Source organism: Streptomyces sp. Ac-502, assembly GCF_045222935.1.
In the GTDB taxonomy this organism is placed as follows: domain Bacteria; phylum Actinomycetota; class Actinomycetes; order Streptomycetales; family Streptomycetaceae; genus Streptomyces; species Streptomyces monomycini.
The window spans coordinates 3,949,774-3,973,212 of the sequence record NZ_JBHFFO010000001.1 but is presented as its reverse complement, the minus strand read 5'-3'; the positions used below and the strand labels follow the sequence as shown (position 1 = coordinate 3,973,212).

At 70.6% G+C, this 23,439-nt stretch carries 14 protein-coding genes and 3 pseudogenes; 13 read left to right on the top strand and 4 right to left on the bottom strand.

Annotated features, from left to right (window positions below; translation table 11 throughout):
* Positions 1 to 34 precede the first annotated feature (34 nt).
* Both ACEXOX_RS17965 and clpX read left to right on the top strand, forming a co-directional pair.
* Positions 35 to 718 carry an ATP-dependent Clp protease proteolytic subunit gene (locus tag ACEXOX_RS17965; RefSeq protein WP_406526384.1) on the top strand — a complete coding sequence of 228 codons (684 nt, stop codon included), beginning with the start codon at positions 35 to 37 and terminating at the stop codon, positions 716 to 718.
* Between the two features lie 374 nt (positions 719 to 1,092).
* Positions 1,093 to 2,382, top strand: a complete 1,290-nt coding sequence (gene clpX / locus ACEXOX_RS17960; protein WP_406521806.1) for an ATP-dependent Clp protease ATP-binding subunit ClpX — start codon at positions 1,093 to 1,095, stop codon at positions 2,380 to 2,382.
* Between the two features lie 1,109 nt (positions 2,383 to 3,491).
* On the opposite strand, the gene ACEXOX_RS17955 is transcribed toward clpX, so the two are convergent.
* Positions 3,492 to 4,430, bottom strand: a complete 939-nt coding sequence (locus ACEXOX_RS17955; RefSeq protein ID WP_406521805.1) for a hypothetical protein — start codon at positions 4,428 to 4,430, stop codon at positions 3,492 to 3,494.
* Positions 4,431 to 4,589: 159 nt separating this feature from the next.
* On the opposite strand from ACEXOX_RS17955, the pseudogene ACEXOX_RS17950 reads away from it, so the two are divergent.
* From ACEXOX_RS17950 to rodA, 11 genes and pseudogenes are all read left to right on the top strand, one after another.
* Positions 4,590 to 7,234, top strand: a pseudogene (locus ACEXOX_RS17950) (valine--tRNA ligase).
* Positions 7,235 to 7,727: 493 nt separating this feature from the next.
* On the top strand, positions 7,728 to 8,255 hold the full coding sequence (locus tag ACEXOX_RS17945) for a hypothetical protein (protein WP_406521803.1): 528 nt from the start codon (positions 7,728 to 7,730) through the stop codon (positions 8,253 to 8,255).
* 497 nt (positions 8,256 to 8,752) lie between these two features.
* Positions 8,753 to 10,200 (top strand): annotated as a pseudogene (locus ACEXOX_RS17940) (peptidoglycan D,D-transpeptidase FtsI family protein).
* A gap of 87 nt (positions 10,201 to 10,287) precedes the next feature.
* Complete coding sequence (locus tag ACEXOX_RS17935) at positions 10,288 to 11,826, top strand: bifunctional folylpolyglutamate synthase/dihydrofolate synthase (protein ID WP_406521802.1); 1,539 nt, start codon at positions 10,288 to 10,290, stop codon at positions 11,824 to 11,826.
* 2 nt (positions 11,827 to 11,828) lie between these two features.
* Positions 11,829 to 12,188 carry a DUF4233 domain-containing protein gene (locus ACEXOX_RS17930; RefSeq protein WP_030020540.1) on the top strand — a complete coding sequence of 120 codons (360 nt, stop codon included), beginning with the start codon at positions 11,829 to 11,831 and terminating at the stop codon, positions 12,186 to 12,188.
* Between the two features lie 163 nt (positions 12,189 to 12,351).
* The gene (gene ndk, locus ACEXOX_RS17925) at positions 12,352 to 12,765 is read left to right on the top strand and encodes a nucleoside-diphosphate kinase (protein ID WP_031001873.1); all 414 of its coding nucleotides are present in this window, start codon (positions 12,352 to 12,354) and stop codon (positions 12,763 to 12,765) included.
* Positions 12,766 to 13,054: 289 nt separating this feature from the next.
* Positions 13,055 to 14,074, top strand: coding sequence for a rod shape-determining protein (locus tag ACEXOX_RS17920; protein WP_003985182.1), 1,020 nt, complete (start codon positions 13,055 to 13,057; stop codon positions 14,072 to 14,074).
* A gap of 214 nt (positions 14,075 to 14,288) precedes the next feature.
* Positions 14,289 to 15,221 (top strand): rod shape-determining protein MreC, encoded by a 933-nt coding sequence (mreC, locus tag ACEXOX_RS17915; RefSeq protein WP_406521801.1) that lies wholly within the window; start codon positions 14,289 to 14,291, stop codon positions 15,219 to 15,221.
* 3 nt (positions 15,222 to 15,224) lie between these two features.
* Entirely contained in the window at positions 15,225 to 15,947 is a 723-nt protein-coding gene (gene mreD / locus ACEXOX_RS17910; RefSeq protein WP_406521799.1) for a rod shape-determining protein MreD, read from the top strand.
* A pseudogene (gene mrdA, locus ACEXOX_RS17905) lies at positions 15,944 to 18,084 on the top strand (penicillin-binding protein 2). Before mreD ends, mrdA begins: the two are co-directional and overlap by 4 nt.
* A complete protein-coding gene (gene rodA / locus ACEXOX_RS17900; RefSeq protein ID WP_406521798.1) occupies positions 18,081 to 19,289 on the top strand; it encodes a rod shape-determining protein RodA in 1,209 nt (402 codons plus the stop codon). Before mrdA ends, rodA begins: the two are co-directional and overlap by 4 nt.
* A 49-nt stretch (positions 19,290 to 19,338) precedes the next feature.
* Here the strand turns inward: rodA and ACEXOX_RS17895 are convergent, their stop codons facing one another.
* The 3 genes from ACEXOX_RS17895 to ACEXOX_RS17885 all read right to left on the bottom strand — a co-directional run bounded on the left by ACEXOX_RS17895 (position 19,339) and on the right by ACEXOX_RS17885 (position 23,204).
* A complete protein-coding gene (locus ACEXOX_RS17895) occupies positions 19,339 to 19,797 on the bottom strand; it encodes a hypothetical protein (protein WP_406521797.1) in 459 nt (152 codons plus the stop codon).
* A gap of 160 nt (positions 19,798 to 19,957) precedes the next feature.
* Complete coding sequence (locus ACEXOX_RS17890; RefSeq protein ID WP_406521795.1) at positions 19,958 to 21,838, bottom strand: SufS family cysteine desulfurase; 1,881 nt, start codon at positions 21,836 to 21,838, stop codon at positions 19,958 to 19,960.
* The gene (locus ACEXOX_RS17885; protein WP_030020532.1) at positions 21,825 to 23,204 is read right to left on the bottom strand and encodes a family 2B encapsulin nanocompartment shell protein; all 1,380 of its coding nucleotides are present in this window, start codon (positions 23,202 to 23,204) and stop codon (positions 21,825 to 21,827) included. Before ACEXOX_RS17885 ends, ACEXOX_RS17890 begins: the two co-directional genes overlap by 14 nt.
* Positions 23,205 to 23,439 lie beyond the last annotated feature (235 nt).

Sequence of the window (23,439 nt, the reverse complement as noted above, 5' to 3'; positions counted from 1 at the left end):
CCCTTTGACCGCCACCAGGACGGTGAACCTCCAGATGAACAACTTCTCCGGCCGTAGCCTCTACGAGCGCCACGACGCCCCGCAGGCAGAGTTCCAGGGCCAGCCTGCCGAGTCCCGCTACATCGTGCCGCGCTTCGTCGAGCGCACCTCGCAGGGCGTGCGCGAGTACGACCCGTACGCGAAGCTCTTCGAAGAGCGCGTGATCTTCCTCGGCGTGCAGATCGACGACGCGTCGGCCAACGACGTCATGGCGCAGCTGCTGTGCCTGGAGTCGATGGACCCCGACCGGGACATCTCGATCTACATCAACTCGCCCGGCGGCTCCTTCACGGCGCTGACCGCGATCTACGACACGATGCAGTTCGTCAAGCCCGACGTCCAGACGGTCTGCATGGGCCAGGCGGCCTCCGCCGCGGCCGTGCTGCTCGCCGCCGGCACCCCCGGCAAGCGGATGGCGCTGCCCAACGCCCGCGTGCTGATCCACCAGCCGTACAGCGAGACCGGCCGTGGCCAGGTGTCCGACCTGGAGATCGCCGCCAACGAGATCCTCCGGATGCGGACGCAGCTGGAGGACATGCTGGCCAAGCACTCGACCACGCCGATCGAGAAGATCCGTGACGACATCGAGCGCGACAAGATCCTGACCGCCGAGGAGTCCCTGGCGTACGGTCTGATCGACCAGATCGTCTCCACCCGCAAGACGGCCGCCTCGGTCTGATCGCGACCCGTCGCGAAGTGAAGAGCCTGTGTCATACCCCCGGCCGGGCGCCCGCCGTCTGGCACGCACGCTCGCGGCGTTGCCGAAATGCCCTGGTAGCTCCGCTACGAGGACATCCCGGCGCCTTGCGATCGGCTCGGCTTCCGAAGAACAGATCGAAGAGCCGAGGCGGAGCGCAGCGAAGTGCACAGACGACGTGCGCTGATCCGACCGGGAATATGACACAGGCTCTGAGCCGGACACTACGCCCCCTTGGACCAGGTTGACCGAGTCGGTCCAAGGGGGCCCGTACGGGGGCCCGGCAAGGTACCGTCGATAGGCAAGCACCCGGGTCCGTGGAGCAATGCGGATCCCAGGCGAAGGGGAAGCACCTCGTGGCACGCATCGGTGACGGCGGCGACCTGCTCAAGTGCTCGTTCTGCGGGAAGAGTCAGAAGCAGGTGAAGAAGCTCATCGCGGGACCTGGTGTGTACATCTGCGACGAGTGCATCGACCTCTGCAACGAGATCATCGAGGAGGAGCTCGCCGAGACCTCCGAGGTCCGCTGGGAAGAACTGCCCAAGCCCCGGGAGATCTACGAGTTCCTGGAGAGCTACGTCGTAGGCCAGGAGCCCGCCAAGAAGGCGCTCTCGGTCGCCGTCTACAACCACTACAAGCGGGTCCAGGCGGGTGAGAACGGTGGCGCGCGCGGCGGCGACGACGGCATCGAACTCGGCAAGTCCAACATCCTGCTGCTCGGCCCCACCGGCTCCGGCAAGACGCTGCTCGCGCAGACGCTCGCCCGGATGCTCAACGTCCCGTTCGCCTTCGCCGACGCGACGGCGCTGACGGAGGCCGGCTATGTCGGCGAGGACGTGGAGAACATCCTCCTCAAGCTGATCCAGGCCGCGGACTTCGACATCAAGAAGGCCGAGACCGGGATCATCTACATCGACGAGATCGACAAGGTCGCCCGCAAGAGCGAGAACCCGTCGATCACCCGTGACGTCTCCGGCGAGGGCGTCCAGCAGGCCCTGCTGAAGATCCTGGAAGGCACCACCGCCTCGGTGCCCCCGCAGGGCGGCCGCAAGCACCCGCACCAGGAATTCATTCAGATCGACACGACGAACGTGCTGTTCATCGTGGGCGGCGCGTTCGCCGGCCTGGAGAAGATCATCGAGGCCCGGTCCGGCGCCAAGGGCATCGGCTTCGGCGCCACCATCCGCTCCAAGCGCGAGATCGAGTCCAAGGACCAGCTCCAGGACGTCATGCCGGAGGACCTGGTGAAGTTCGGGATGATCCCGGAGTTCATCGGCCGGCTGCCCGTGCTGACCTCAGTGCACAACCTCGACCGCGAGGCGCTCCTCCAGATCCTGCTGGAGCCGCGCAACGCGCTCGTCAAGCAGTACCAGCGCCTGTTCGAACTGGACGGCGTGGAGCTGGACTTCGACCGCCCGGCCCTGGAGGCCATCGCCGACCAGGCGATCCTGCGCGGCACCGGCGCGCGCGGCCTGCGCGCCATCATGGAAGAGGTCCTGCAGTCGGTGATGTACGAGGTCCCGTCCCGCAAGGACGTGGCCCGCGTCGTGATCACCGAAGAGGTCGTGCACTCCAACGTGAATCCGACGCTGGTGCCGCGCAACCGCGGCGGCGAGTCGGGCGAGCATCACGAGAAGAGCGCGTAGCGCGTCCGTTCCCCCCGCACGGACGGCGCCTCGGGGCCGCCCCGCGACCACCGGTCGCGCGGCGGCCCTTGCGCTCGTCCGGCTACCGCGGGGTACGGGTCTTGCCGCGCACCACGGCGGTGGTGTCCGCGTACTGCGCCAGATTGACGTCCGAGGGGAGCGCAGCTCGCCGTTCATGTAGAGCAGCACCGCGGCGGTCGAGCCGTCGGCCCAGCCGCAGACCGGCGCGTAGCCGGCCGCCGGGATCTTCAGGACCTCGCAGTCGATCTTCACGTCGCCGCCGGCCGCGCCGGGCCGGAACGTTTCGCGCTGCCGTACGACCGTGGCGCCCCCGGTGGCCACGCCGCGGAACATGTTGTCCACCACGCTGTCCGGGTCGTCGATGGTGCCGTAGCCGCCGGAGATCATCAGGCCGGTCGGCCGGCTGCCGCGGGTGCCCTGGTAGCGGGCGATCTCCTGGGTGATGCCGGGCGGCGGCGCCCCCAGCTTCAGGCCGTCGCGCTGGAGGGCGGCCTTGTCCTTCTCCAGCGTGTACGCGCCGTCGTCGACCGTCCTGGGCGTCGTCAGCCGCATCCGCTGCCCGCCGTCCTCGGCGGACGGCTTCTCCTCGGACGTGCCGGAGGCGTCGGAACCGGTGCCCGGAGCGGCGGACTCGCCGCCACGGGCCCGCGGGGGCCCGTCGTCGCCGTTACCCGAGACGAGCATCACGGCTCCGCCGATGATGGCGCCCACGAGCACGACTCCGGCGGCCACCCCCGCGATGATCTTCCCGGTGCCGCCGCCACCGGACGGGCCGGACGGCCCCGGCGGCGGGTACTGCGGGAACTGCGGGGGCGGCATCGGCTGCTGCATCGGTTGCTGCGGGGCCTGCGGCTGCTGGGGCGCCCCGTACCCGTACGGGCCGGACGGCGGCCCTTGCGGCGATCCTTGAGGAGTGCCTTGCGGAGGCCCCTGAGGCGGCCCGAAGCCACCGCCCTGCGGCTGCTGCTGCCCGCTGTCGCCGTACGGCCCCTGCGGCGGCTGCCCGCTGCTCCCGTAAGGCCCCGGCGGCGGCTGGTTGAAGCTCATGACGTGTCCTCCCCTGAAGTGGTGCGGTACGGCCGCGGCCGTTACTTCTCGTGGCGCACCGCGTCGCGGATCTCGCGGGTCTTCTCGGCGAACTGCTCGGCCGAGAAGGCGGTGCCGGTGGACTTGGTGGGCGCCACCACCCCGTTGTTCATGACGATGCCCACCGCGCTGGAGTCGCCCCAGACGCACCACGTCACCGTGGACGTCGCGGTGAGGCCGGCCCTCGAAGCGGTGCCCTTGACGGCCTTGCACTTCATGACCGAGCCGTCGAAGCCGTCCGGCGAGAACTCCGTCACCGGCGTGACGGTCTCCAGCTTCGCGCCCTGGGTGTCGGTCCGCTCCGACTTCTTCTCGATCTGGGCGACCATCTTGTTCACCGTGCTCTTGGGGTCGGCGACCTTGCCGTAGACACCGGTGACGAGCAGCGGCTGCCCCTCGTCGTTCGCGTAGCTGCCCTGGACGCTGGTGCCCTCGGTGATGCCGAGGGCCTTGGTCTCCGCGTCGTTGGACTCGTCCTTCTTCTCGTCCTTGCCCGCCGCCTTCTTGTACGTACCGAGCAGGTCGTCCGGCATGGAGATGGTGTAGGGCTTCACGTCCCCGCCGGGACCGAACGCGTAGTAGGCGCCCACGCCGATGCCCGCCACGGCCGCCACCGCGACGACACCGAGGGTGATCTTCATCCCCTTGCCCTTGCCGCCGTTCTGCGGCGGCTGGCCGTAGCCGCCGGGCTGCTGTCCGTACGGGGCGGGCTGCGGCGGCTGGCCGTAGGGCGCCTGGGCCTGGGCTTGGGGCTGCTGCGGGTAGCCGGGCTGGGGAGCCTGCTGCGGGTAGCCGTAAGGCTGCTGCGGGGGGACCTGGCCGCCCTGCTGGGGGTAGCCGTACTGGGGCTGCCCGACCGGCTGCGGCGCGGGCCGACCGTACGGTCCCGGCTGCTGCGGCGGCTGGCCGTACGGGCCGGGAGGCGGCTGGTTGAAGCTCATGGAGCGGGTTCCCCTCGTGGCAACTGACGGCGCCCGATGACGCCCGTCACAGTTGATGTCTTCGCGTCGCCAACATCCTGTACGACGTCACCGCCGGCCGGTCCTCCGGGGGCCAAACCGATTCGAGACTGCGACATCCGCGCCCGTACACTGAGCGTCGTGACCGAGAACACTCAGCAGAGCCCCCGAGACGGCGGGCCGAACAGCAGCCCCACTGAACTGCCGACCCAGTACGCGCCGGCCGAGGTAGAGGGGCCGCTGTACGAGCGCTGGGTGGAGCGGGGGTACTTCGAGGCGGCCGCGGACAGCGAGAAGCCGCCGTTCACGATCGTCATCCCCCCGCCGAACGTCACCGGCAGCCTGCACCTCGGCCACGCCTTCCAGCACACGCTGATGGACGCCCTCACCCGCCGCAAGCGCATGCAGGGCTACGAGGCCCTGTGGCTGCCCGGCATGGACCACGCCGGCATCGCCACCCAGAACAAGGTCGAGCAGCAGCTCGCCGAGGAGGGCAAGTCCCGCCACGACCTCGGGCGCGAGGAGTTCGTCGAGCGCGTCTGGAAGTGGAAGCAGGAGTACGGCGGCAAGATCCTCGGCCAGATGCGCCGCCTCGGCGACGGCGTCGACTGGTCGCGTGAGCGCTTCACGATGGACGAGGGCCTGTCCCAGTCCGTCCAGACGATCTTCAAGCGGCTCTACGACGACGAGCTGATCTACCGCGCCGAGCGCATCATCAACTGGTGCCCGCGCTGTCTGACCGCGATCTCCGACATCGAGGTCGAGTACCAGGACGACGACGGCGAGCTGGTCTCGATCATGTACGGCGAGGGGAGGAGACCCTCGTGGTCGCCACCACCCGCGCCGAGACGATGCTCGGTGACACGGCGGTGGCCGTCCACCCGGACGACGAGCGGTACGCGCACCTGATCGGCAAGCGGATCAAGCTGCCGCTGACCGACCGCACCATCCCGGTGGTCGCCGACACCCACGTCGACCCGGAGTTCGGCACCGGTGCCGTCAAGGTGACCCCGGCCCACGACCCCAACGACTTCGCCATCGGCCAGCGGCACGACCTGGAGTCGATGACCGTCATGGACGAGCGCGGTGTGATCACCGTGCACGGCCCGTTCGAGGGCCTGGACCGCTTCGAGGCGCGGTCGGCGATCGTGGCGGCGCTGCGCGAGCAGGGCCGGATCGTCGCCGAGAAGCGCCCGTACACCCACTCCGTGGGCCACTGCTCGCGCTGCAAGACCACCGTCGAGCCGCGGCTGTCCATGCAGTGGTGGGTCAAGGTCGGCCCGCTGGCGCAGGCCGCCGGTGACGCGGTCCGCGACGGCCGGGTCAAGATCCACCCCGAGGACATGTCGAAGCGCTACTTCGACTGGGTCGACAACATGCACGACTGGTGCATCTCGCGCCAGCTGTGGTGGGGTCACCGCATCCCGGTCTGGTACGGCCCCGAGGGCGAGATCGTCTGCGTCGGTCCGGACGAGGAGCCGCCGGGCACCGAGGCCGAGGGCTGGACCCAGGAGTCCGACGTCCTGGACACCTGGTTCTCCTCCGGCCTGTGGCCCTTCTCCACGCTGGGCTGGCCGGAGAAGACCCCGGACCTGGCGAAGTTCTACCCGACCGACGTGCTGCTCACCGGCCACGACATCATCTTCTTCTGGGTCGCCCGGATGATGATGTTCGGTCTGTACGCGATGGACGGCCGGGCGCCGTTCCACACCATCGCGCTGACCGGCCTGGTCCGTGACGAGCACGGCAAGAAGATGTCCAAGTCCAACCCCAACTCGGTGGACCCGCTGGACTGGATGGACGCCTACGGCGCGGACGCCGTCCGCTTCACGCTGGCCCGCGGCGCCAACCCGGGCGCGGACGTGCCGATCGGCGAGGACTGGGTCCAGGCGTCCCGCAACTTCGCCAACAAGATCTGGAACGCCACCCGCTTCGCGTTGATGAACGGCGCGACGCTGGAGGGCGAGCTGCCGCCGGCCGAGCAGCTCTCGGCGACCGACCGCTGGATCCTGTCCCGCCTGAACACGGTCGTGGCGCAGGTCGACGCGTACTACGAGGACTACCAGTTCGCGAAGTTGTCGGACGCGCTCTACCACTTCGCCTGGGACGAGGTCTTCGACTGGTACGTCGAGCTGTCCAAGACCACCTTCATGGCGGGCGGCCCGGCCGCCGACGCCTCGCGCCGGGTGCTCGGCGAGGTCCTGGACGTCACGCTGCGGCTGCTGCACCCGGTCGTGCCGTTCGTCACGGAGACCCTGTGGACGACGCTGACCGGCCGTGAGTCCCTGGTGATCGCCGAGTGGCCGGCCGACAGCGGTTTCCGCGACGCGGCCGCCGAGCGGGAGATCGAGACCGTCCAGCAGGTCGTCACCGAGGTCCGCCGCTTCCGGTCCGACCAGGGCCTGCAGCCCGGCCAGAAGGTTCCGGCGAAGCTGGAGCTGGCCGGTACGCAGCTCGCCGCCCACGAGGCCGCGATGCGCTCGCTGCTGCGCCTCCAGCCCGCGGGCGAGGACTTCACCGCCACCGCTTCCCTGCCGGTCGCGGGCGCGACGGTGGCGCTGGACCTGTCGGGCGCCATCGACGTCGAGGCCGAGCGCAAGCGCCTGTCGAAGGACCTGGCCGCGGCCGAGAAGGAGAAGGCCCAGGCCAACGGGAAGCTCGGCAACGAGGCGTTCCTGGGCAAGGCCCCGGAACACGTCGTCGCCAAGATCCGTACGCGGCTGGAGACGGCCGAGGCCGACATCGTGCGCATCAGCGCGCAGCTGGCGGCCCTGCCCAAGGCGTAGCGCCCGGCGCCGGGACGGCTCCCGGCGCATACGGCTCCGCAGGCCCCTCGTCCTTCCGGGCGGGGGCCTGCGCCGTCCCGAGCCGCGCCGGTCGCCGCGTTCCCGTACCGGCCACAGCAGGACGTACGCCGTCGACACGGCCACGAACGCCAGCCGGATCAGGCCGCGCGCCGAGTCGTCGGGCACCACGAAGACGCTGCCGTACAGGATCAGCAGCGCCAGCCAGCTCCACCAGGGCACCAGCCGGCGCTGCCCGATGACGTCCCACAGCAGCGTGCCGAGCAGTACGGACGCGGTGTAGTACGTGTAGACGCTGGGGTCCAGGACGATACGGGCGTTGGCGCCCAGCAGGACGACGGCGGCCCAGCGCCCCCGCCACACCGCCAGACAGCCCAGCAGCAGGCCCAGCGCGAACTGCGCGGGCCGGTCCCAGCCGGGCGTCTCCGGGTCGGCCACGCCCAGCCAGCGCAGCGCGGACGCCGGGTGGTTGGGGATGGCGAACTTGGCCGCCGAGAACGAATTCATGTCACCGACGAAGAACGGCAGCCAGGCCACCGCGACCAGGGCCGCCATCCACAGCCCCGCGCGCAGCCACTTCTCCTTCGGGAGTGCGAGCAGCAGCGGGACGAAGGCCAGCGCCGTCGGTTTGGAGTCCATCGCGAGGGCCAGGAAGACGCCGGTCAGCGCGGCGTTGCCGCGGGTCACCGACCGTACGGCCAGGGCCGTGAAGAACAGCGCGAGCACGTCGTCCAGGTGCCCGAAGCGGACCGAGACCTCGATCCACATGGGGATGAACGCCAGGCCGGCTATCAGGACGCGCTGCCGCAGCCGCTGGTGGTTGGTGCCGGTGCCCAGGAAGTGCCAGGCGGCGCTGCGGCCGGCCAGCACCACGATCACCAGGCCGAGCAGCGACATCAGGGCGGCGGCCAGGAACTGCCCGGTGTGCTCGGGAAACGGGTTGAACAGACCGGCGATCAGGAAGCTGACCGGGCCCATCTGCAACTCGGGGTGGTGGGCGTAGAGGTTGAGGCCGCCGGTGCCGTCGCCGGACGAGCCCTGGTAGATCAGCTCGCCGCCGGTGCGCAGGTAGTGCCAGGAGAAACCTCCGTTCGGCTCGACCACCACGAACCACAGCACGGTCCACGCGGTGAGCAGCACCAAGTGCATCCGCTGACTGATTGCCGGCACGCGCACGCTCTTCAGCTCCTGTTTCGCCCGGGGAGCCCGGCGGCCGTACGTCCGCCGCCCTCCGGGGCCCGTTCTCTTCCGGTCTTCGCCGGATCTTCGTGTCGGTCAAGGCTCACAGAGCCCGCCGGGGAAGATGCGGGCAGGGGGTGGTGCGTTGCCCGGGGGCGGCGATCGGAGGCGTGCGTCACGGTGGGGCGCCGGCCGCCGCGTTCTCATCCGCCTCTCAGACAGACGGGGGACCATGGGGCCCGCAAACGGGACTTTCCGGCGAAACGTACGGCGTACGTAGTCGGCCGCACCACCGTCCAGCGACGAGGAGCCGCGCCACCCATGAACAAACCGCTGCGCCGCGTCTCGGTCTTCTGCGTCCTGCTGATCCTCGCGCTCCTGGCGTGGGTCACCTGGCTGCAGGGGGCCAAGGCGTCCACGTTCACGGACGATCCGCACAATCCCCGCGTCTCCATAGCCAAGTACGCCAATCCGCTGGGCAACATCCTCGTCGACGGACAGCCGGTGACCGGCTCCACCGCCACCGACGGCACCCTCAGGAACAAGCGGACGTACAAGAACGGCCCGCTCTACGCCCCCGTCACCGGCTTCACCTCGCAGATCTTCGGCAGCAACCAGCTGGAGAGCCTGTACGGCGACCTCCTGGACGGCTCCGACAGCCGGCTGCAGAACCCGGGCGACGCGCTGACCCGCCAGCGGCCCAAGGGCGGCGACGTGGCCACCACCATCGACTCCAAGGTGCAGAAGGCGGGTTACGAGGCGCTCGGGAACAAGACCGGCGCCGCGGTCGCCCTCGACCCGGCCACCGGCAAGATCCTCGGCATGGTCAGCACGCCCTCGTACGACCCGGGCAAGTTCGCCGGCTCCGGCAGCGGCGACCAGAAGGCGTGGAAGGACCTGTCGGCGGACGAGAAGCACCCCGAGATCAACCGCGCGCTGCGGCAGCCGCTGCCGCCCGGCTCCACCTTCAAGCTCGTCGTCGCGGCGGCCGCGCTGGAGAACGGCCTGTACTCCTCCGTGGACGAGGCCACCGACAGCCCCGACCCGTACGTCCTGCCCGGCACCCGCACCACCCTGAAGAACGAGAGCGCCTCGGCGCCCTGCGAGAACGCGACCATCCGCACCGCGCTCCAGTACTCCTGCAACACCGTCTTCGCGAAGATGGCCGCCGACCTGGGCCAGGACAAGGTGCGCGCGCAGGCCGAGAAGTTCGGCTTCGACGACGGCAAGCTGGACACCCCGGTACGGGCCGGCAAGAGCCTGTACCCGAAGGGCATGGACAAGGCGCAGACCGCGCTGTCCGGCATCGGCCAGTTCGACGACACCGCGACGCCGCTCCAGATGGCCATGGTCTCCGCGGCCATCGCCAACGGCGGCGAACTCCAGAAGCCGCAGATGGTCGACAAGCTCACCGACAGCGGCGGCAACACGCTCCAGCAGTACGAGCCGGAGAAGTACGGCAGGGCGATGTCGCAGCGCACTGCCGAGCAGCTCCAGTCGTCCATGCAGACCGTCGTGAACGAGGGCACCGGCTCCAAGGCCAAGATCGACGGCCTGACGGTCGGCGGCAAGACCGGCACCGCCCAGCACGGCGTGGACAACCAGGGCACCCCGTACGCGTGGTTCGTCTCCTACGCCAAGGACGACCAGGGCGGCAGGTGGCCGTCGCCGTCATGGTCGAGGACAGCGACGCGGCCCGCAGCGAGATCTCGGGCGGCGGCCTGGCGGGCCCGGTGGCCAAGGCGATGATGAAGGCGGCGCTGTCGTAGCAGCGGGACCGGCGGGGGCGCGGGCCGTCGCGCCCCGGCCGCGGGCCGCCAGCCACCGCTGTCGGTGGTGGCTCGTAGACTGGAGCCGTGAGCGACGAGCGCCCCCGAAACGACGACCCCGACCCGATTCCCGGCCCGGACGGCCAGGCCGACCCCTTCGAGGAGATGGTGGACGCGGAGACCACCCGCGACCCCGACCTCGCGGTGATCGAGGCCGGCAGCCGTACGCTGCGCGCGCAGGCCGGCCCGCCCCAGGGGGACGGCATTCCCGCCCGTCCCGAGGACCCCGAGGTGGACCGCGCGCTGCGCGAGGTGGAGGCCGAGCTGGCCGGCCGCTGGGGCGAGACCAAGCTGGACCCGTCGGTGCGGCGCATCGAGGCGCTGATGGACGTCCTGGGCTCGCCGCAGCGCGCGTACCCGTCCATCCACATCACCGGCACCAACGGCAAGACCAGCACCGCCCGCATGATCGAGGCCCTGCTGACCGCCTTCGACCTGCGTACCGGCCGGTACACCAGCCCGCACGTGCAGTCCGTCACCGAGCGGATCAGCCTGGACGGCGCCCCGATCCCGGCCGAGCGCTTCATCGAGACGTACCGCGACATCGCGCCGTACGTCGAGATGGTCGACGGACAGCAGGAGTACCGCCTCTCCTTCTTCGAGGTGCTCACCGCCATGGCGTACGCGGCCTTCGCGGACGCCCCGGTGGACGTCGCGGTCGTCGAGGTCGGCATGGGCGGCACCTGGGACGCGACCAACGTGATCGACGGTGACGTCGCCGTCGTCACGCCCATCTCGCTGGACCACACCGACCGCCTCGGCGACACACCCGAGCTGATCGCCGGCGAGAAGTCCGGGATCATCAAGAAGGACGCCACCGTCGTCCTGGCGCAGCAGCCGGTGGACGCGGCGTCCGTGATGCTCAAGCACGCGGTCGAGGTGGACGCCACGGTCGCCCGCGAGGGCATGGAGTTCGGTGTGATCGGCCGTGAGGTGGCGGTCGGCGGCCAGCTGCTGACGCTGCGCGGCCTGGGCGGCGAGTACGAGAACATCTTCCTGCCGCTGTACGGCGCCCACCAGGCGCACAACGCCGCGGTGGCGCTGGCCGCGGTGGAGGCGTTCTTCGGCATCGGCTCCGAGCACGCCCGCACCCTGGACATCGACACCATCCGCTCCGCGTTCGCCGCGGTGGCCTCGCCGGGCCGCCTGGAGGTCGTGCGCAGCAGCCCGACCGTGATCCTGGACGCGGCGCACAACCCGGCGGGCGCGCGGGCAGCGGCCGAGGCGGTCAGCGAGGCGTTCGGTTTCAGCCGACTCGTCGGCGTGCTCGCCGCCAGCGAGGGCAAGGACGTACGCGGTGTCCTGGAGGCCTTCGAGCCGATCTTCGCGGAGATCGTGGTGACCCGTAACTCCAGCCACCGCGCCATGGACGCGGACGAGCTGGCGGGCGTCGCGGTGGAGATCTTCGGCTCCGAGCGGGTGCAGGTCGAGCCACGGCTCGACGACGCGCTGGAGGCGGCGATCACCCTCGCCGAGGAGGAGGGCGAGTACTCCGGGGCCGGCGTGCTGGTCACCGGCTCCGTGATCACGGTCGGCGAGGCCCGCCTGCTCCTGGGAAGGAACTGACCATGCGCACGCTGTGTGCGAGCACGCTGATCGGCGAGTTCTTCGTGATCGGGTTCGCCGGTCTGGTCGCGATGCAGACCTCGGGCCACTCCACGGCCACGGTCTGGACGGTCAGCGGTGTCGCGATGCTGCTGTGCGTCCTGCTGTGCGGCGTGCTCAACCGCCCCGGCGGCGTACAGCTCGGCTGGGCCCTCCAGGCGGGCCTGGTCGCCAGCGGCTTCGTGGTGGGCACGATGTTCTTCCTCGGCGCGGTCTTCGCCGCGCTGTGGTGGGCGTCGGTGCACTTTGGCCGCAAGATCGACGAGGCGAAGGCCCGGTGGGCGGCCCAGGCGGAGGAGGGGCCGCAGCCGGGTACGGCGTAGCCACGGTTCCCGGACGGGTCCGATCGCTCGCCCGTGCGAAAACCGCCCCAGCGTCACCCGTTCGGCCCTCCGCCCGGCCCCGGTACCGCGTACAGCGCAACGCCGTCACCCATGTAGCCTCAGGGCACCTGCCGTCTGTCGCGTAACCCAAGGAGCCCCTCCCGTGAGCCAGCGCACGCTCGTCCTCCTCAAGCCCGACGCGGTCCGCCGCGGCCTGGTCGGTGAGATTCTCGGCCGTATCGAGCGCAAGGCGGGCTGGACGATCAGCGCGCTGGAGCTGCGCACCCTGGACCGCGAGATCCTGGAGCAGCACTACGCCGAGCACGTCGGCCGGGACTTCTACGAGCCGTTGGTGCAGTTCATGTCGTCGGGCCCGGTGGTCAGCCTGGTCGTCGAGGGCGAGCGGGTCATCGAGGGCGTACGGGCGCTGGCCGGGCCGACCGACCCGATCAAGGCGCCCGGCGGCTCGATCCGCGGCGACTTCGGGACCATCACGCGGGAGAACCTCGTCCACGCCTCGGACTCGCCGGAGTCGGCGGAGCGTGAAATCAAGATTTTCTTCCCGGGCCGCTCCTGACATCAGGTCACTCCGACCCCCGGTGACCTGGGGTGACCGGCGGCCCGTCGGTCACCCCGCGGGATCCGCGCTCCGAACGGGGGAACGCTTCGGCGCGACACGACGTCCCCATTGAGGGGGGCGGGTCCGTGTTCCGCCGACAATGGCGAAGGAACCCCGCACCGCGTTCGAGCGGTGGGGACTTCGTGACTACGATGGAGCTTCCGCGCCCCGGCGCACCACACCTGCCGACCTCAAGTAAGCATTCGCTCCAGTTGGGAAGGCCAGACGTATCCTCATGGGGAACAACATGTCGTTCATCGGCCGTGACATGGCTGTCGACCTCGGGACCGCCAACACGCTGGTGTACGTCAGGGGTCGCGGGATCGTCCTCAACGAGCCGTCGGTCGTGGCCATCAACACCAACACCGGCGGCATCCTGGCCGTCGGGGCCGAGGCGAAGAAGATGATCGGCCGCACCCCCGGCAACATCGTCGCGGTGCGTCCCCTGAAGGACGGCGTGATCGCCGACTTCGAGATCACCGAGCGGATGCTCCGCTACTTCATCCTCAAGATCCACAAGCGCCGCTACCTGGCCCGTCCGCGCGTCGTCGTCTGTGTCCCCTCCGGCATCACCGGAGTCGAGCGCCGCGCGGTCATCGAGGCGTCCACCCAGGCCGGTGCGCGTCAGGTGCACATCATCGAGGAGCCGATGGCCGCCGCGATCGGCTCCGGTCTGCCGGTCCACGAGGCCACCGGCAACATGGTGGTGGACATCGGCGGCGGTACGACCGAGGTCGCCGTGATCTCGCTCGGCGGCATCGTCACGGCCCAGTCGATCCGGGTGGCCGGCGACGAGCTGGACAACGCGATCATCCAGCACATCAAGAAGGAGTACAGCCTCCTGCTGGGCGAACGCACCGCCGAGAGCATCAAGATCACCATCGGTTCGGCGTACGACCTGGAACAGGACGAGCACACCGAGATCCGCGGCCGCGACCTGGTCTCCGGCCTGCCCAAGACCGTCGTCATCTCGGCGGCCGAGGTCCGCAAGGCCATCGAGGAGCCGGTCAACTCCATCGTCGACGCGGTCAAGACCACGCTCGACAAGTGCCCGCCGGAGCTGTCCGGCGACGTGATGGACCGCGGCATCGTGCTCACCGGCGGCGGCGCCCTGCTCCGCGGCCTCGACGAGCGCCTGCGCCGTGAGACCGGCATGCCGATCCACATCGCCGAGGACCCGCTCGACTCCGTCGCGCTCGGCAGCGGCAAGTGCGTCGAGGAGTTCGAGGCCCTCCAGCAGGTACTGGACTCCCAGCCGCGCCGCTAGCGAAAGCCGACATTCCGCCGTACGGGCGGCTGATCGTCCGTACGGCGGATCGTTGATATACAAGCACCACGCCCCGACGGGCGAGCACTGCGTATAAAGGCACCACGCCCCCGAGGGGCGAGCTGTGCGCACCAAGGCACAACCGCACTCCCCAGCGCGACCGGCGCGGGCCCGCAGCCGGCCGGTCCTACGAGGAAGGACACGGCCGCCGCACGTGAGGGACACACGAGAGAGCCGGCTGCTACTGGTGCTGCTGGTCGCGATCGCGTTCGCGCTGATCACGGTGGACATCCGCGGCGGCGAACGGTCCCCGCTCGCCCCCGCCCGGCAGGCCGCCGCCGCGGCCTTCGGCCCGGTCGAGAGCGGTATCGCCACGGTCGTCGACCCGGTGGGCAACGCGGTCGGCGCGGTACGCGACTCCGGTGAGCGGCACACCCGGATCAGCGTCCTGGAGCGGGAGAACGCCGCGCTCAAGGCGAAGCTCGGCTCCTCCGACCGCAACCGCAACCGCGCCGCCGAGCTGGACAAGATGCTCAAGACCGCCGGCACCGGCCAGTACGGCATCAAGGGCGCCCAGGTCATCGCCATCGGCGCGGCGCAGGGCTTCTCCTGGACCGTCACCATCGACGCCGGCTCCCAGGACGGCATCGCCCGCGACATGACCGTCCTCAACGGTGACGGCCTGGTCGGCCGGGTCACCACCGTCGGCCGCACCACCGCCACCGTGCTGCTCGCCAACGACCCGGACTTCACCGTCGGCACCCGCATGGAGAAGACCAACGAGATCGGCTTCGCCACCGGCCAGGGCGGTGACTCGCTGCGCGTACAGCTGCTCAACGGCAAGGCCGAGGTGAAGAAGGGCGACCGGCTGGTCACCTTCGGCTCCAGCGCCGACAAGCCGTTCGTGCCCGGCGTCCCGGTCGGACGGGTGGTCAAGGTCGACCCGTCCAACGGCGACCTGACCCGCTCCCTCCAGGTCCGCCCGTTCGTCGGCTTCTCCCAGCTGGACATCGTCGGCGTGGTCGTCCAGCCGCCCCGCGAGGACCCGCGCGACACGGTGCTGCCGCAGAAGCCCGCCAAACCCAGGCCGACGCCGACGGTCACCGTCACGGCCACCCCCACCGCGAGCGCCTCCCCCAGGAGCTGACCGATGCGCATCAAGAGGATCCTGCTCTCCGCCGCGCTGGTGGTCGTGGCCCTGCTGGTCCAGGTCAGCGTGCTGGCGCGGCTCCAACTGCCCGGTGCCACCCCGGACCTGCTGCTCCTGGTCGTCCTCGGCCTGGCGCTGGTGTACGGGCATGTGAGCGGCGCCCTGGTCGGCTTCGGCGCCGGGCTGCTCGCCGACCTCGCGCCGCCCTCCGACCACGCCATCGGCCGGTACGCGCTGGTGCTCTGCGTCATCGGGTACGTGGCCGGGCTGACCAGGCCGGACACCGGGCAGCACCGTTCGGCGACCATGCCGCTTGTCGTCGTGGTCGCCGCCGCCCTCGGCTCGACGCTGCTGTACGCGGGCGTCGGCTCGCTCGTGGGCGACTCCGCCGCCCGGCACGTCGGCCTGGGCTGGCTGCTGTTCACCGCCACGCTCTACGACCTGCTGCTGGCCCCGTTCGCCGTACCCCTGGTGATGGCGCTGGCCCGCCGGACCGAACACGACCCGCTGGCGGCGGACGCGGCAGGCGGGCAGGGCGGCTCCGCCAAGGGCCGCAAGAGCGTGCACGGCTGGATCGGCTCCGGCACCGGCCTGAAGGCGAGCCGTTCGATGCGCACCGGCCTCCCGTCCAAGCCGGCCCGGATCGGCGGCCAGCGCGGCGGACTGCTCGGCAGACCGGCCCGTAACAAGGCAGGACGCATCAAGGGGGTCAAGCGACTGTGACCAACATTCCGGAGACCGGCCGTACCTCGCGCGTCACGATCCGGCTGATCGCCATCCAGATCCTGGTCTTCTCCCTGCTGCTGACCCTCGGCGGCCGGCTGTGGTACCTCCAGATCCGCAACGGCCGGGAGTACGCCGACGAGGCCCGCAACAACCACGTCCAGCAGGTCGTCGAACCGGCCACCCGCGGCTCCATCCTGGACGCCCGCGGCATCCCGCTCGCCGACAACCAGACCCGCCTGGTCGTCTCCGCCAGCCGTACCGACCTGCTGAAGATGAAGGACGACGGCAAGGCCGTGCTCGGCCGGCTCGCCAAGGTCCTCGGCATGACCGAGACGGAGATCCGCAACAAGGTCCGGCTGTGCGACGCCAAGACGCCGCAGCCCTGCTGGAACGGCTCGCCCTTCCAGCCCATCCCGATCACCGACGAGGCCACCACCCAGCAGGCCCTCCAGATCCGCGAACGCTCCGAGGACTTCCCCGGCATCTCCGCCGAGCCCACCGCCGTACGCCGCTACGCCGCGCCCGGCAAGGCCCAGACCGCCCAGGTCCTCGGCTACCTCTCGCCGGTCACCGACGAGGAGATCCAGAAGGCCAAGGACACCCGCTCGCCGCTGCTGCGCTCCGACCAGATCGGCCGGTCCGGGCTGGAGCGCACCTACGACAGCGCGCTGCGCGGCAAGGCCGGTGTGACCCGTTACGAGGTCGACAACCTCGGCCGGGTCATCGGCAAGGCCAAGAGCGACAAGGCGGTTCCCGGCTCCAACGTCGTCACGAGCATAGACGCCCGTGTCCAGGCCATAGCGGAGAAGGAACTGGCCCAGGCGATGAAGGACGCCCGCGACACCCACGACAAGAACACCGGCACCAACTACAAGGCCGACGCGGGCGCCGTGGTCGTCATGGAGAACAAGACCGGCCGGATCGTCTCCATGGCCTCCAACCCGTCCTACGACCCCAACGCCTGGGTCGGTGGCATCTCCGGCAAGGACTACGCGAAGCTGACCGGCAAGGAGTCCAACTACCCGCTGCTGAACCGCGCGATCCAGGGCCAGGCCGCGCCCGGCTCGATCTTCAAGGTCATCTCCACCTCGGCCGCGGTCAACGCCGGGTACGACTTCAACGGCACCTATCCCTGCACCGCCTCCTTCAGCATCGGCAACCAGGTCTTCAAGAACTTCGAGTCCAAGGGTACGGCCCGATCAACCTCGGCCGCGCGCTGGAGGTCTCCTGCGACACCGTCTTCTACGGCCTCGCCTACCAGCAGTGGCAGAAGGACGGCGGCAACAAGCCGAAGAACCCGGCCGACTGGTTCTACAAGACGGCACACCAGTTCGGCCTCGGCAAGGAGACCGGCATCGACCTGCCCAACGAGGTCACCGGCCGGGTCCCGGACCGCCAGTGGAAGAAGCGGTACTGGGAGGCCAACAAGGACAGCTGGTGCAAGCAGGGCAAGACCGGCGACGACTACGTCTCGAAGATCGCCAGGGAGAACTGCGAGTCCGGCATGAAGATGCGCGCCGGTGACTCCGTCAACTACTCCATCGGCCAGGGCGACACCCAGGTCACCCCGATACAGATGGCGACGATCTACGCGGCGATCGCCAACGGCGGCACCCTCTACAACCCGACCGTGGGCAAGGCCGTCGTCAGCCCGGACGGCAAGCACATCGAGAACATCGAGCCCAAGGCGCACGGCAAGCTGCCGGTGACGGCCAAGACGCTGTCCCAGATCGACGGCGCGCTGGCCGGTGTCGCCACCCGCGGCACCGCCGCCTGGCGCTTCCAGGGCTGGCCGCAGGACAAGATCCCGATGCACGCCAAGACCGGTACGGCCGAGGTGTACGGCAAGCAGACGACGGGCTGGTTCGCCACGTACACCAAGGATTACACGATCATCATGACCATCTCCCAGGGCGGCACCGGCTCGGGCTCCGCCGGCCCGGCCGTACGCAAGATCTACAACGCGCTGTACGGGGTGGACGACAAGGGCAAGATCGACGAGAAGGCCGCGCTGCTGCCCAGGCCGCAGACCGGTCTGCCCAAGATCCTGGGCGACGGCACGATCCAGGCACAGCCCATCGAGCCCGTCGCCGCCACACCGCCGAGCGCCGCGGCCGGAAGGCGGGAACAGTGACCAGCTCGCACACGGCGAACGGCTTCACCGTCCGCCGCTACAGCCCCGACCGCGGCGCCTGGGGCCGGCTGACGGCGCGCGACTCGGTCGTCCGCCGGCTCGACTGGGTCATGCTGCTGTGCTGCCTGGCCCTGTCCCTGATCGGCGCGGTGCTGGTCTTCTCCGCGACCCGCAACCGCACCGAACTCAACCACGGCGACGAGTTCGGCTTCCTGCTGCGCCATCTGCTGAACACCGGCATCGGCCTGGCCCTGGCGGCCGCCGCGATCTGGCTCGGCCACCGCACGCTGCGCGGGGCCGTGCCGATCCTCTACACCCTCTCGCTGCTGCTGTCGCTGCTCGTCCTGACGCCGCTGGGCGCCACGATCAACGGCTCCCGCTCCTGGCTGGCCATCCCCGGCGGCCTCTCCCTCCAGCCCGCCGAATTCGCCAAGATCACGATCACGCTGGGGATGGCGGTGATCCTCGCGGGCCGGGTCGACGCGGGGGACCGCCCGCACCCCGACCACCGCACCGTCGTACAGGCCCTGGGCCTGGCCGCGGTCCCCGTCGCCATCATCATGCTGATGCCCGACCTCGGCTCCGTCATGGTCCTCGGCGCGATCATCCTCGGCGTCCTGCTCGCCTCCGGCGCCTCCAACCGGTGGGTCCTCGGGCTGCTCGGCGCCGGCGTCCTCGGCTGCGTCGCCATCTGGCAGCTGGGACTGCTGGACGACTACCAGATCGCCCGCTTCGCCGCCTTCGCCAACCCGAGCCTGGACCCGGCGGGCGTCGGCTACAACACCAACCAGGCGCGCATCGCGATCGGCGGTGGCGGGCTGACCGGCTCCGGCCTCTTCCAGGGCAGCCAGACCACCGGCCAGTTCGTCCCGGAGCAGCAGACCGACTTCATCTTCACCGTCGCCGGTGAGGAGCTGGGCTTCCTCGGCGCGGGCCTGATCATCGTCCTGCTGGGGGTCGTCCTCTGGCGCGCCTGCCGGATCGCCCGCGAGGCCAGCGAGCTCTACAGCACCATCGTCGCGGCGGGCTGCATCTCCTGGTTCTCCTTCCAGGCGTTCGAGAACATCGGCATGACGCTCGGCATCATGCCGGTCACCGGGCTTCCGCTGCCGTTCGTCTCGTACGGCGGCACGTCCATGTTCGCGGTCTGGATCGCCATAGGGCTGCTCCAGTCCATCCATGTGCAGCGGCCGGTGTCGGCCTGATTCCGCGCCGGCCGTACGGCACCCGCGTACGGCGCGTGACCTCCGTACGTCAGCGGGCGGCGCGGTAGGAGCTGTACGCGACGAGTGCGGCGAGCACCGCGGCGCTCGTCACCGTGGCGAGGAGCACCCACAGGGCGATCCGCGCCCCGCCCGCCCGCTGCCGGGCCTGAGGCCGGTCCCGGCCGGGCCGGGGCTCCCGGGGCGCCTCCGGAGCGCCGCTGAGGGCCGTGTCGGCCAGCAGTCGGCGGCAGGCGGCGGCCAGTTCGCCTGTACCGCTGTCGAGCCGCATGACCGTTTCCGCCCGCGCGGGCGCACTCGTACCGCCGTCCAGGATGCGGCCCGCCCGTAACAGCACCTCGCCGCGCGTCCCGGTGACGGACAGGCTGATCCACCGCTGGACGTGCTCGCCCCGTATGACCACACCGCCCGTCCGGTCCCGGTAGACCGTGTGCTGCTGCCACAGGACCCGGGCCAACTGGCGAGCCGTGTCCGTCAGATGCGCAAGCATCGTCCCCCCTGCTGTGATACGCGCGAACCAAGGACCGCACTGTACCGGCAGGTTACGAGCGGCCCCGGGGGAGGGGCTCCCGATCCCGGCGGCCCGGTCCCGTACCGGGGGGAACGGGGGAGTGCCCGCCCCGACGGTGGGGCGGGCACTCCCGGTCAGCTCACGCTCCCTGCTGGAGCCGCAGCAAGGAGGCCGCCAGCTGGTCCACCTCCTCGGGAGTGTTGTAGAGGGCCAGGGAGGCGCGTACGGCACTGTCCAGGCCGTAATGGGCCAGGGCCGGCTGCGCGCAGTGATGGCCCGAGCGGACGGCGATGCCCTCCAGGTCGAGGGCCTGCGCCACCGCCGTCGAGTCGTGCCCGGCGAGCGTGAAGGCCAGCACCCCGATGCGGTCGGGGGCCTCGCCCAGCACCCGCAGACCGGGCACGGCCGCCAGCGCCTGCTGCGCGTAGGCCAGCAGCTGGGTCTCGTACGCGGCGATGGCCTGGAGGTCGAAGGACGACAGCCAGTCCAGGGCCGCGAGCAGCCCCACCACGCCGGAGATGTGGCCCGTACCGGCCTCGAAGAGGTGCGGTGCGGGCGCGAACGTCGTGCGGTCGAAGGAGACGGACTCGATCATGTTCCCGCCGCCCTGCCACGGCGCCATCGACGCCAGCAGTTCGGGCTTGGCGTACAGCGCGCCGATCCCCGTGGGCGCGAACAGCTTGTGACCGGAGAAGGCGTAGAAGTCGGCGTCCAGAGCCTGCACGTCGACCGGGAAGTGGGCCACCGCCTGCGCGCCGTCCACCAGCACCTTGGCGCCGTAACGGTGCGCCAGCGCCGTCATCTCCGCCACCGGCGGGACGGTGCCCAGCACGTTGGAGGCATGGCTGACGGCCACCAGGCGGGTACGGGAGGACAGCAGGTCGGCGTAGGCGAACTGGTCGATCTGCCCGTCCGGCAGCAGCGGGACCGGCACCACCCGGGCGTGCGTCTCGGCGGCCAGCTGCTGCCAGGGCACGATGTCGGAGTGGTGCTCCAATACGGGGACGAGGATGTCGTCGCCCGGACCGACGTTGGCCCGCCCCCAGGTCTGGGCGACCAGGTTGACCGCCTCGGTGGTGCCCCGGACGAAGACGATCTCCTCGGGGGACGGGGCGCCCAGGAACTCCGCGACGGCGGCCCGGCCCGCTTCGTACAGGGCGGTGGCGTCGCGGGCCATGGTGTGGGCGCCGCGGTGGATGTTGGAGTTGGCCGAGCCGTAGAACGCGGCCACGGCCTCGATCACCTGGCGCGGCTTCTGCGTGGTGGCGCCGTTGTCGAGCCACACGAGCGGCCGACCGTTGACCAGCCGGTGCAGGATCGGGAAGTCCCGGCGCGCCATCTCGGGGGAGAAGGCGCCGCGTTGGGCACCGGGGAACTGCTGGACGGTGGAAGAGCCGGGGACGGTGGAGGGAACCGCGCCGGGGGCTGGGGCGGGGGCCGCGGGGGTGGTGGGGACGGCGTCGGTGGCGGGGAAGGCGCTGGTGGCAGGGGCTGTGGCGGCGGGGGCCGCTCCGGTGGTGGCGGTGGCCGGAACGGCGTCCGCGCCCGGGGGCGCGCTCGTGGTCGGTGCCGCGCTCATGCCGGGTATCGCGTTCATGCCCGGGACCGCACTCATGCCCGGGACCGCACTCATGTCAGGGACGGTGCCCATGCCGAGGAGCTGGTCCGCTCCCGGTACTGCCGACGCCGTACCCGGTACGGCAGTTGTAGCCGGTACGGCACGTGACGGCGTGCCGCCCGCGGCGGTGTCCGCGCTCGGAACCTGCTGCATGCCCGGCAGACCCGCCATGGCCGCGGCCGGTACGACGGTCGCCCCCGCGCCCGGATCCGCGCCCATGCTCGGTGTGGTGGTGGACGCGGTGTGGGGTGCGGTGGCCGGCGCGGTGCTCGTCGCGGTGCCCGGGGCCGCGCCCGTCGCCGTGTCCGTGCTGGTGGCAGGGGCCGCGGTGCCCGTACCGAACCCCTTGCCGAGGAGCGCGCTCAGCGGTGCCGTGAGCCCCGTGACCTCAGGAGTAGTCATGGTACTTGGACACCTCGACGTTCTGGAGGACGGCGAGGGCGTCCTCGACCAGGACGGCGGTGTTGAAGTAGGCCGTGACCAGGTACGAGGTGATGGCTTTCTGGTCCACGCCCATGTTGCGGATGGACAGGCCGGGCTCCGCCTCGTCGGGCACCTGGCTGGGACGCAGACCCACCACGCCCTGCTCGGCCTCGCCCACCCGCATCAGCAGGATCTCCGTCGTGCCCGCGCCGTTGATGCCCACCTTGTCGGACGGCAGCAGCGGCACGCCGCGCCAGGTCAGCAGCGGACTGCCGAACCGTGTGTCGGTCACCGGGGGCACACCCCGGCGGGTACATTCGCGGCCGAACGCGGCGATCGCCCGCGGGTGCGCGAGGAAGTACGCGGGCTGCTTCCACACCTTGGCCAGCAGCTCGTCCAGGTCGTCCGGTGTCGGCGCGCCGGTGCGCGGCTGCACCCGCATCCCCGGCGCGACCTGGTTGAACAGGCCGAACTCCGGGTGGTTGAGCATCATCGACTCCTGCCGCTCACGCAGCGCGTGCACGGTCAGGTTGCTCTGCGCCCGGGTCTGGTCGATGGGCTGGTTGTACAGGTCGGCGACGCGGGTGTGCACGCGCAGCACGGTCTGGGCGAGGCTCATGTGGTACTCGCGCGGCGTGTCCTCGTACTCCACGTACGTACCCGGCAGCACTGGTTCGCCGACGTGCCCGGAGGCCAGGTCGACCGGCGCCTCGGCGCCCGGCGTCGGCCCTTCGCCGGAGCAGTACGACTCCATCGAGGTACGCAACGACTCGTCCCGGTCGGCCAGTTCGGCCAGCTTGGAGCGGTGGATGCACAGCGCGACACCGGGAGTGAGGGTACGGACCCGGTACGGCAGCGTCTCGCCCTTGGCCCAGGCCTCCAGGTCGAAGAACTGGCCGTCGCCGACGATCTCCAGGAGCGCGTCCTCGCCGTAACGGCCGGTCACCCGCTTCTCCGCGCGGCCCCGCACGAGCACCCAGAGCCGGTCGGCGCTGTCGCTCTCCGAGCACAGTAACTGCCCGGCCTCGAAGGTCACCTCGTCGCACGTCTCGGCCAGTTCGCGCAGCTGCCCCTCGTCCGCCTGCCGCAGGAACGGCAGTTCGCGCAGGTCCTCGGGCACGATGCGGTGGCTGTCGCCCTCGGAGAAGGTACTGATCCGGTCGTCGCCGAGGATGAACGTACGGCGGCGGTTGACGCGGTAGACACCGGCGTCGACGTCCACCCACGGCAGGGCGCGCAGCAGGTAGCGCGGGGTGATGCCGCGCATCTGCGGCGTGGTCTTGGTGGCGGTGGCGAGTTGCCGTGCCGCATCGGGACTGAGGCTCTGGCGTCCGTTGGTGGTCATCGGTCCTCCTCGGGAAAGGGCGCGCCGACGCACCGCGGCCCTCGTGGCCGCCGCGGTCCGCACGCGGGATGAGGGACCGATCGTCCGAGTGGCAACTGCCGACGGCAAGACGGCGTATTTCCGCAACCGGCCGGAAAGGAGCTGTCCGGCATTCGCAGGTGTTCGTGGAGAGATGAACTGTTTCGGGCCGGATGCCGCGTGGCCAGCCCGGCAATCTTCCGGTCGGTGGCGCGCT

Bases quoted from the DNA above. Each gene is read 5' to 3' on its own strand.
- ACEXOX_RS17930 (WP_030020540.1), top strand. From the start codon at position 11,829: ATGCGCACGCTGTGTGCGAGCACGCTGATCGGCGAGTTCTTCGTGATC.
- ACEXOX_RS17890 (WP_406521795.1), bottom strand. From the start codon at position 21,838: ATGACTACTCCTGAGGTCACGGGGCTCACGGCACCGCTGAGCGCGCTC.
- ACEXOX_RS17920 (WP_003985182.1), top strand. From the start codon at position 13,055: ATGTCGTTCATCGGCCGTGACATGGCTGTCGACCTCGGGACCGCCAAC.
- mreD (WP_406521799.1), top strand. From the start codon at position 15,225: ATGCGCATCAAGAGGATCCTGCTCTCCGCCGCGCTGGTGGTCGTGGCC.
- ACEXOX_RS17955 (WP_406521805.1), bottom strand. From the start codon at position 4,430: ATGAGCTTCAACCAGCCGCCTCCCGGCCCGTACGGCCAGCCGCCGCAG.
- ACEXOX_RS17945 (WP_406521803.1), top strand. From the start codon at position 7,728: ATGGCGAACTTGGCCGCCGAGAACGAATTCATGTCACCGACGAAGAAC.
- ACEXOX_RS17885 (WP_030020532.1), bottom strand. From the start codon at position 23,204: ATGACCACCAACGGACGCCAGAGCCTCAGTCCCGATGCGGCACGGCAA.
- ACEXOX_RS17965 (WP_406526384.1), top strand. From the start codon at position 35: ATGAACAACTTCTCCGGCCGTAGCCTCTACGAGCGCCACGACGCCCCG.
- ACEXOX_RS17895 (WP_406521797.1), bottom strand. From the start codon at position 19,797: ATGCTTGCGCATCTGACGGACACGGCTCGCCAGTTGGCCCGGGTCCTG.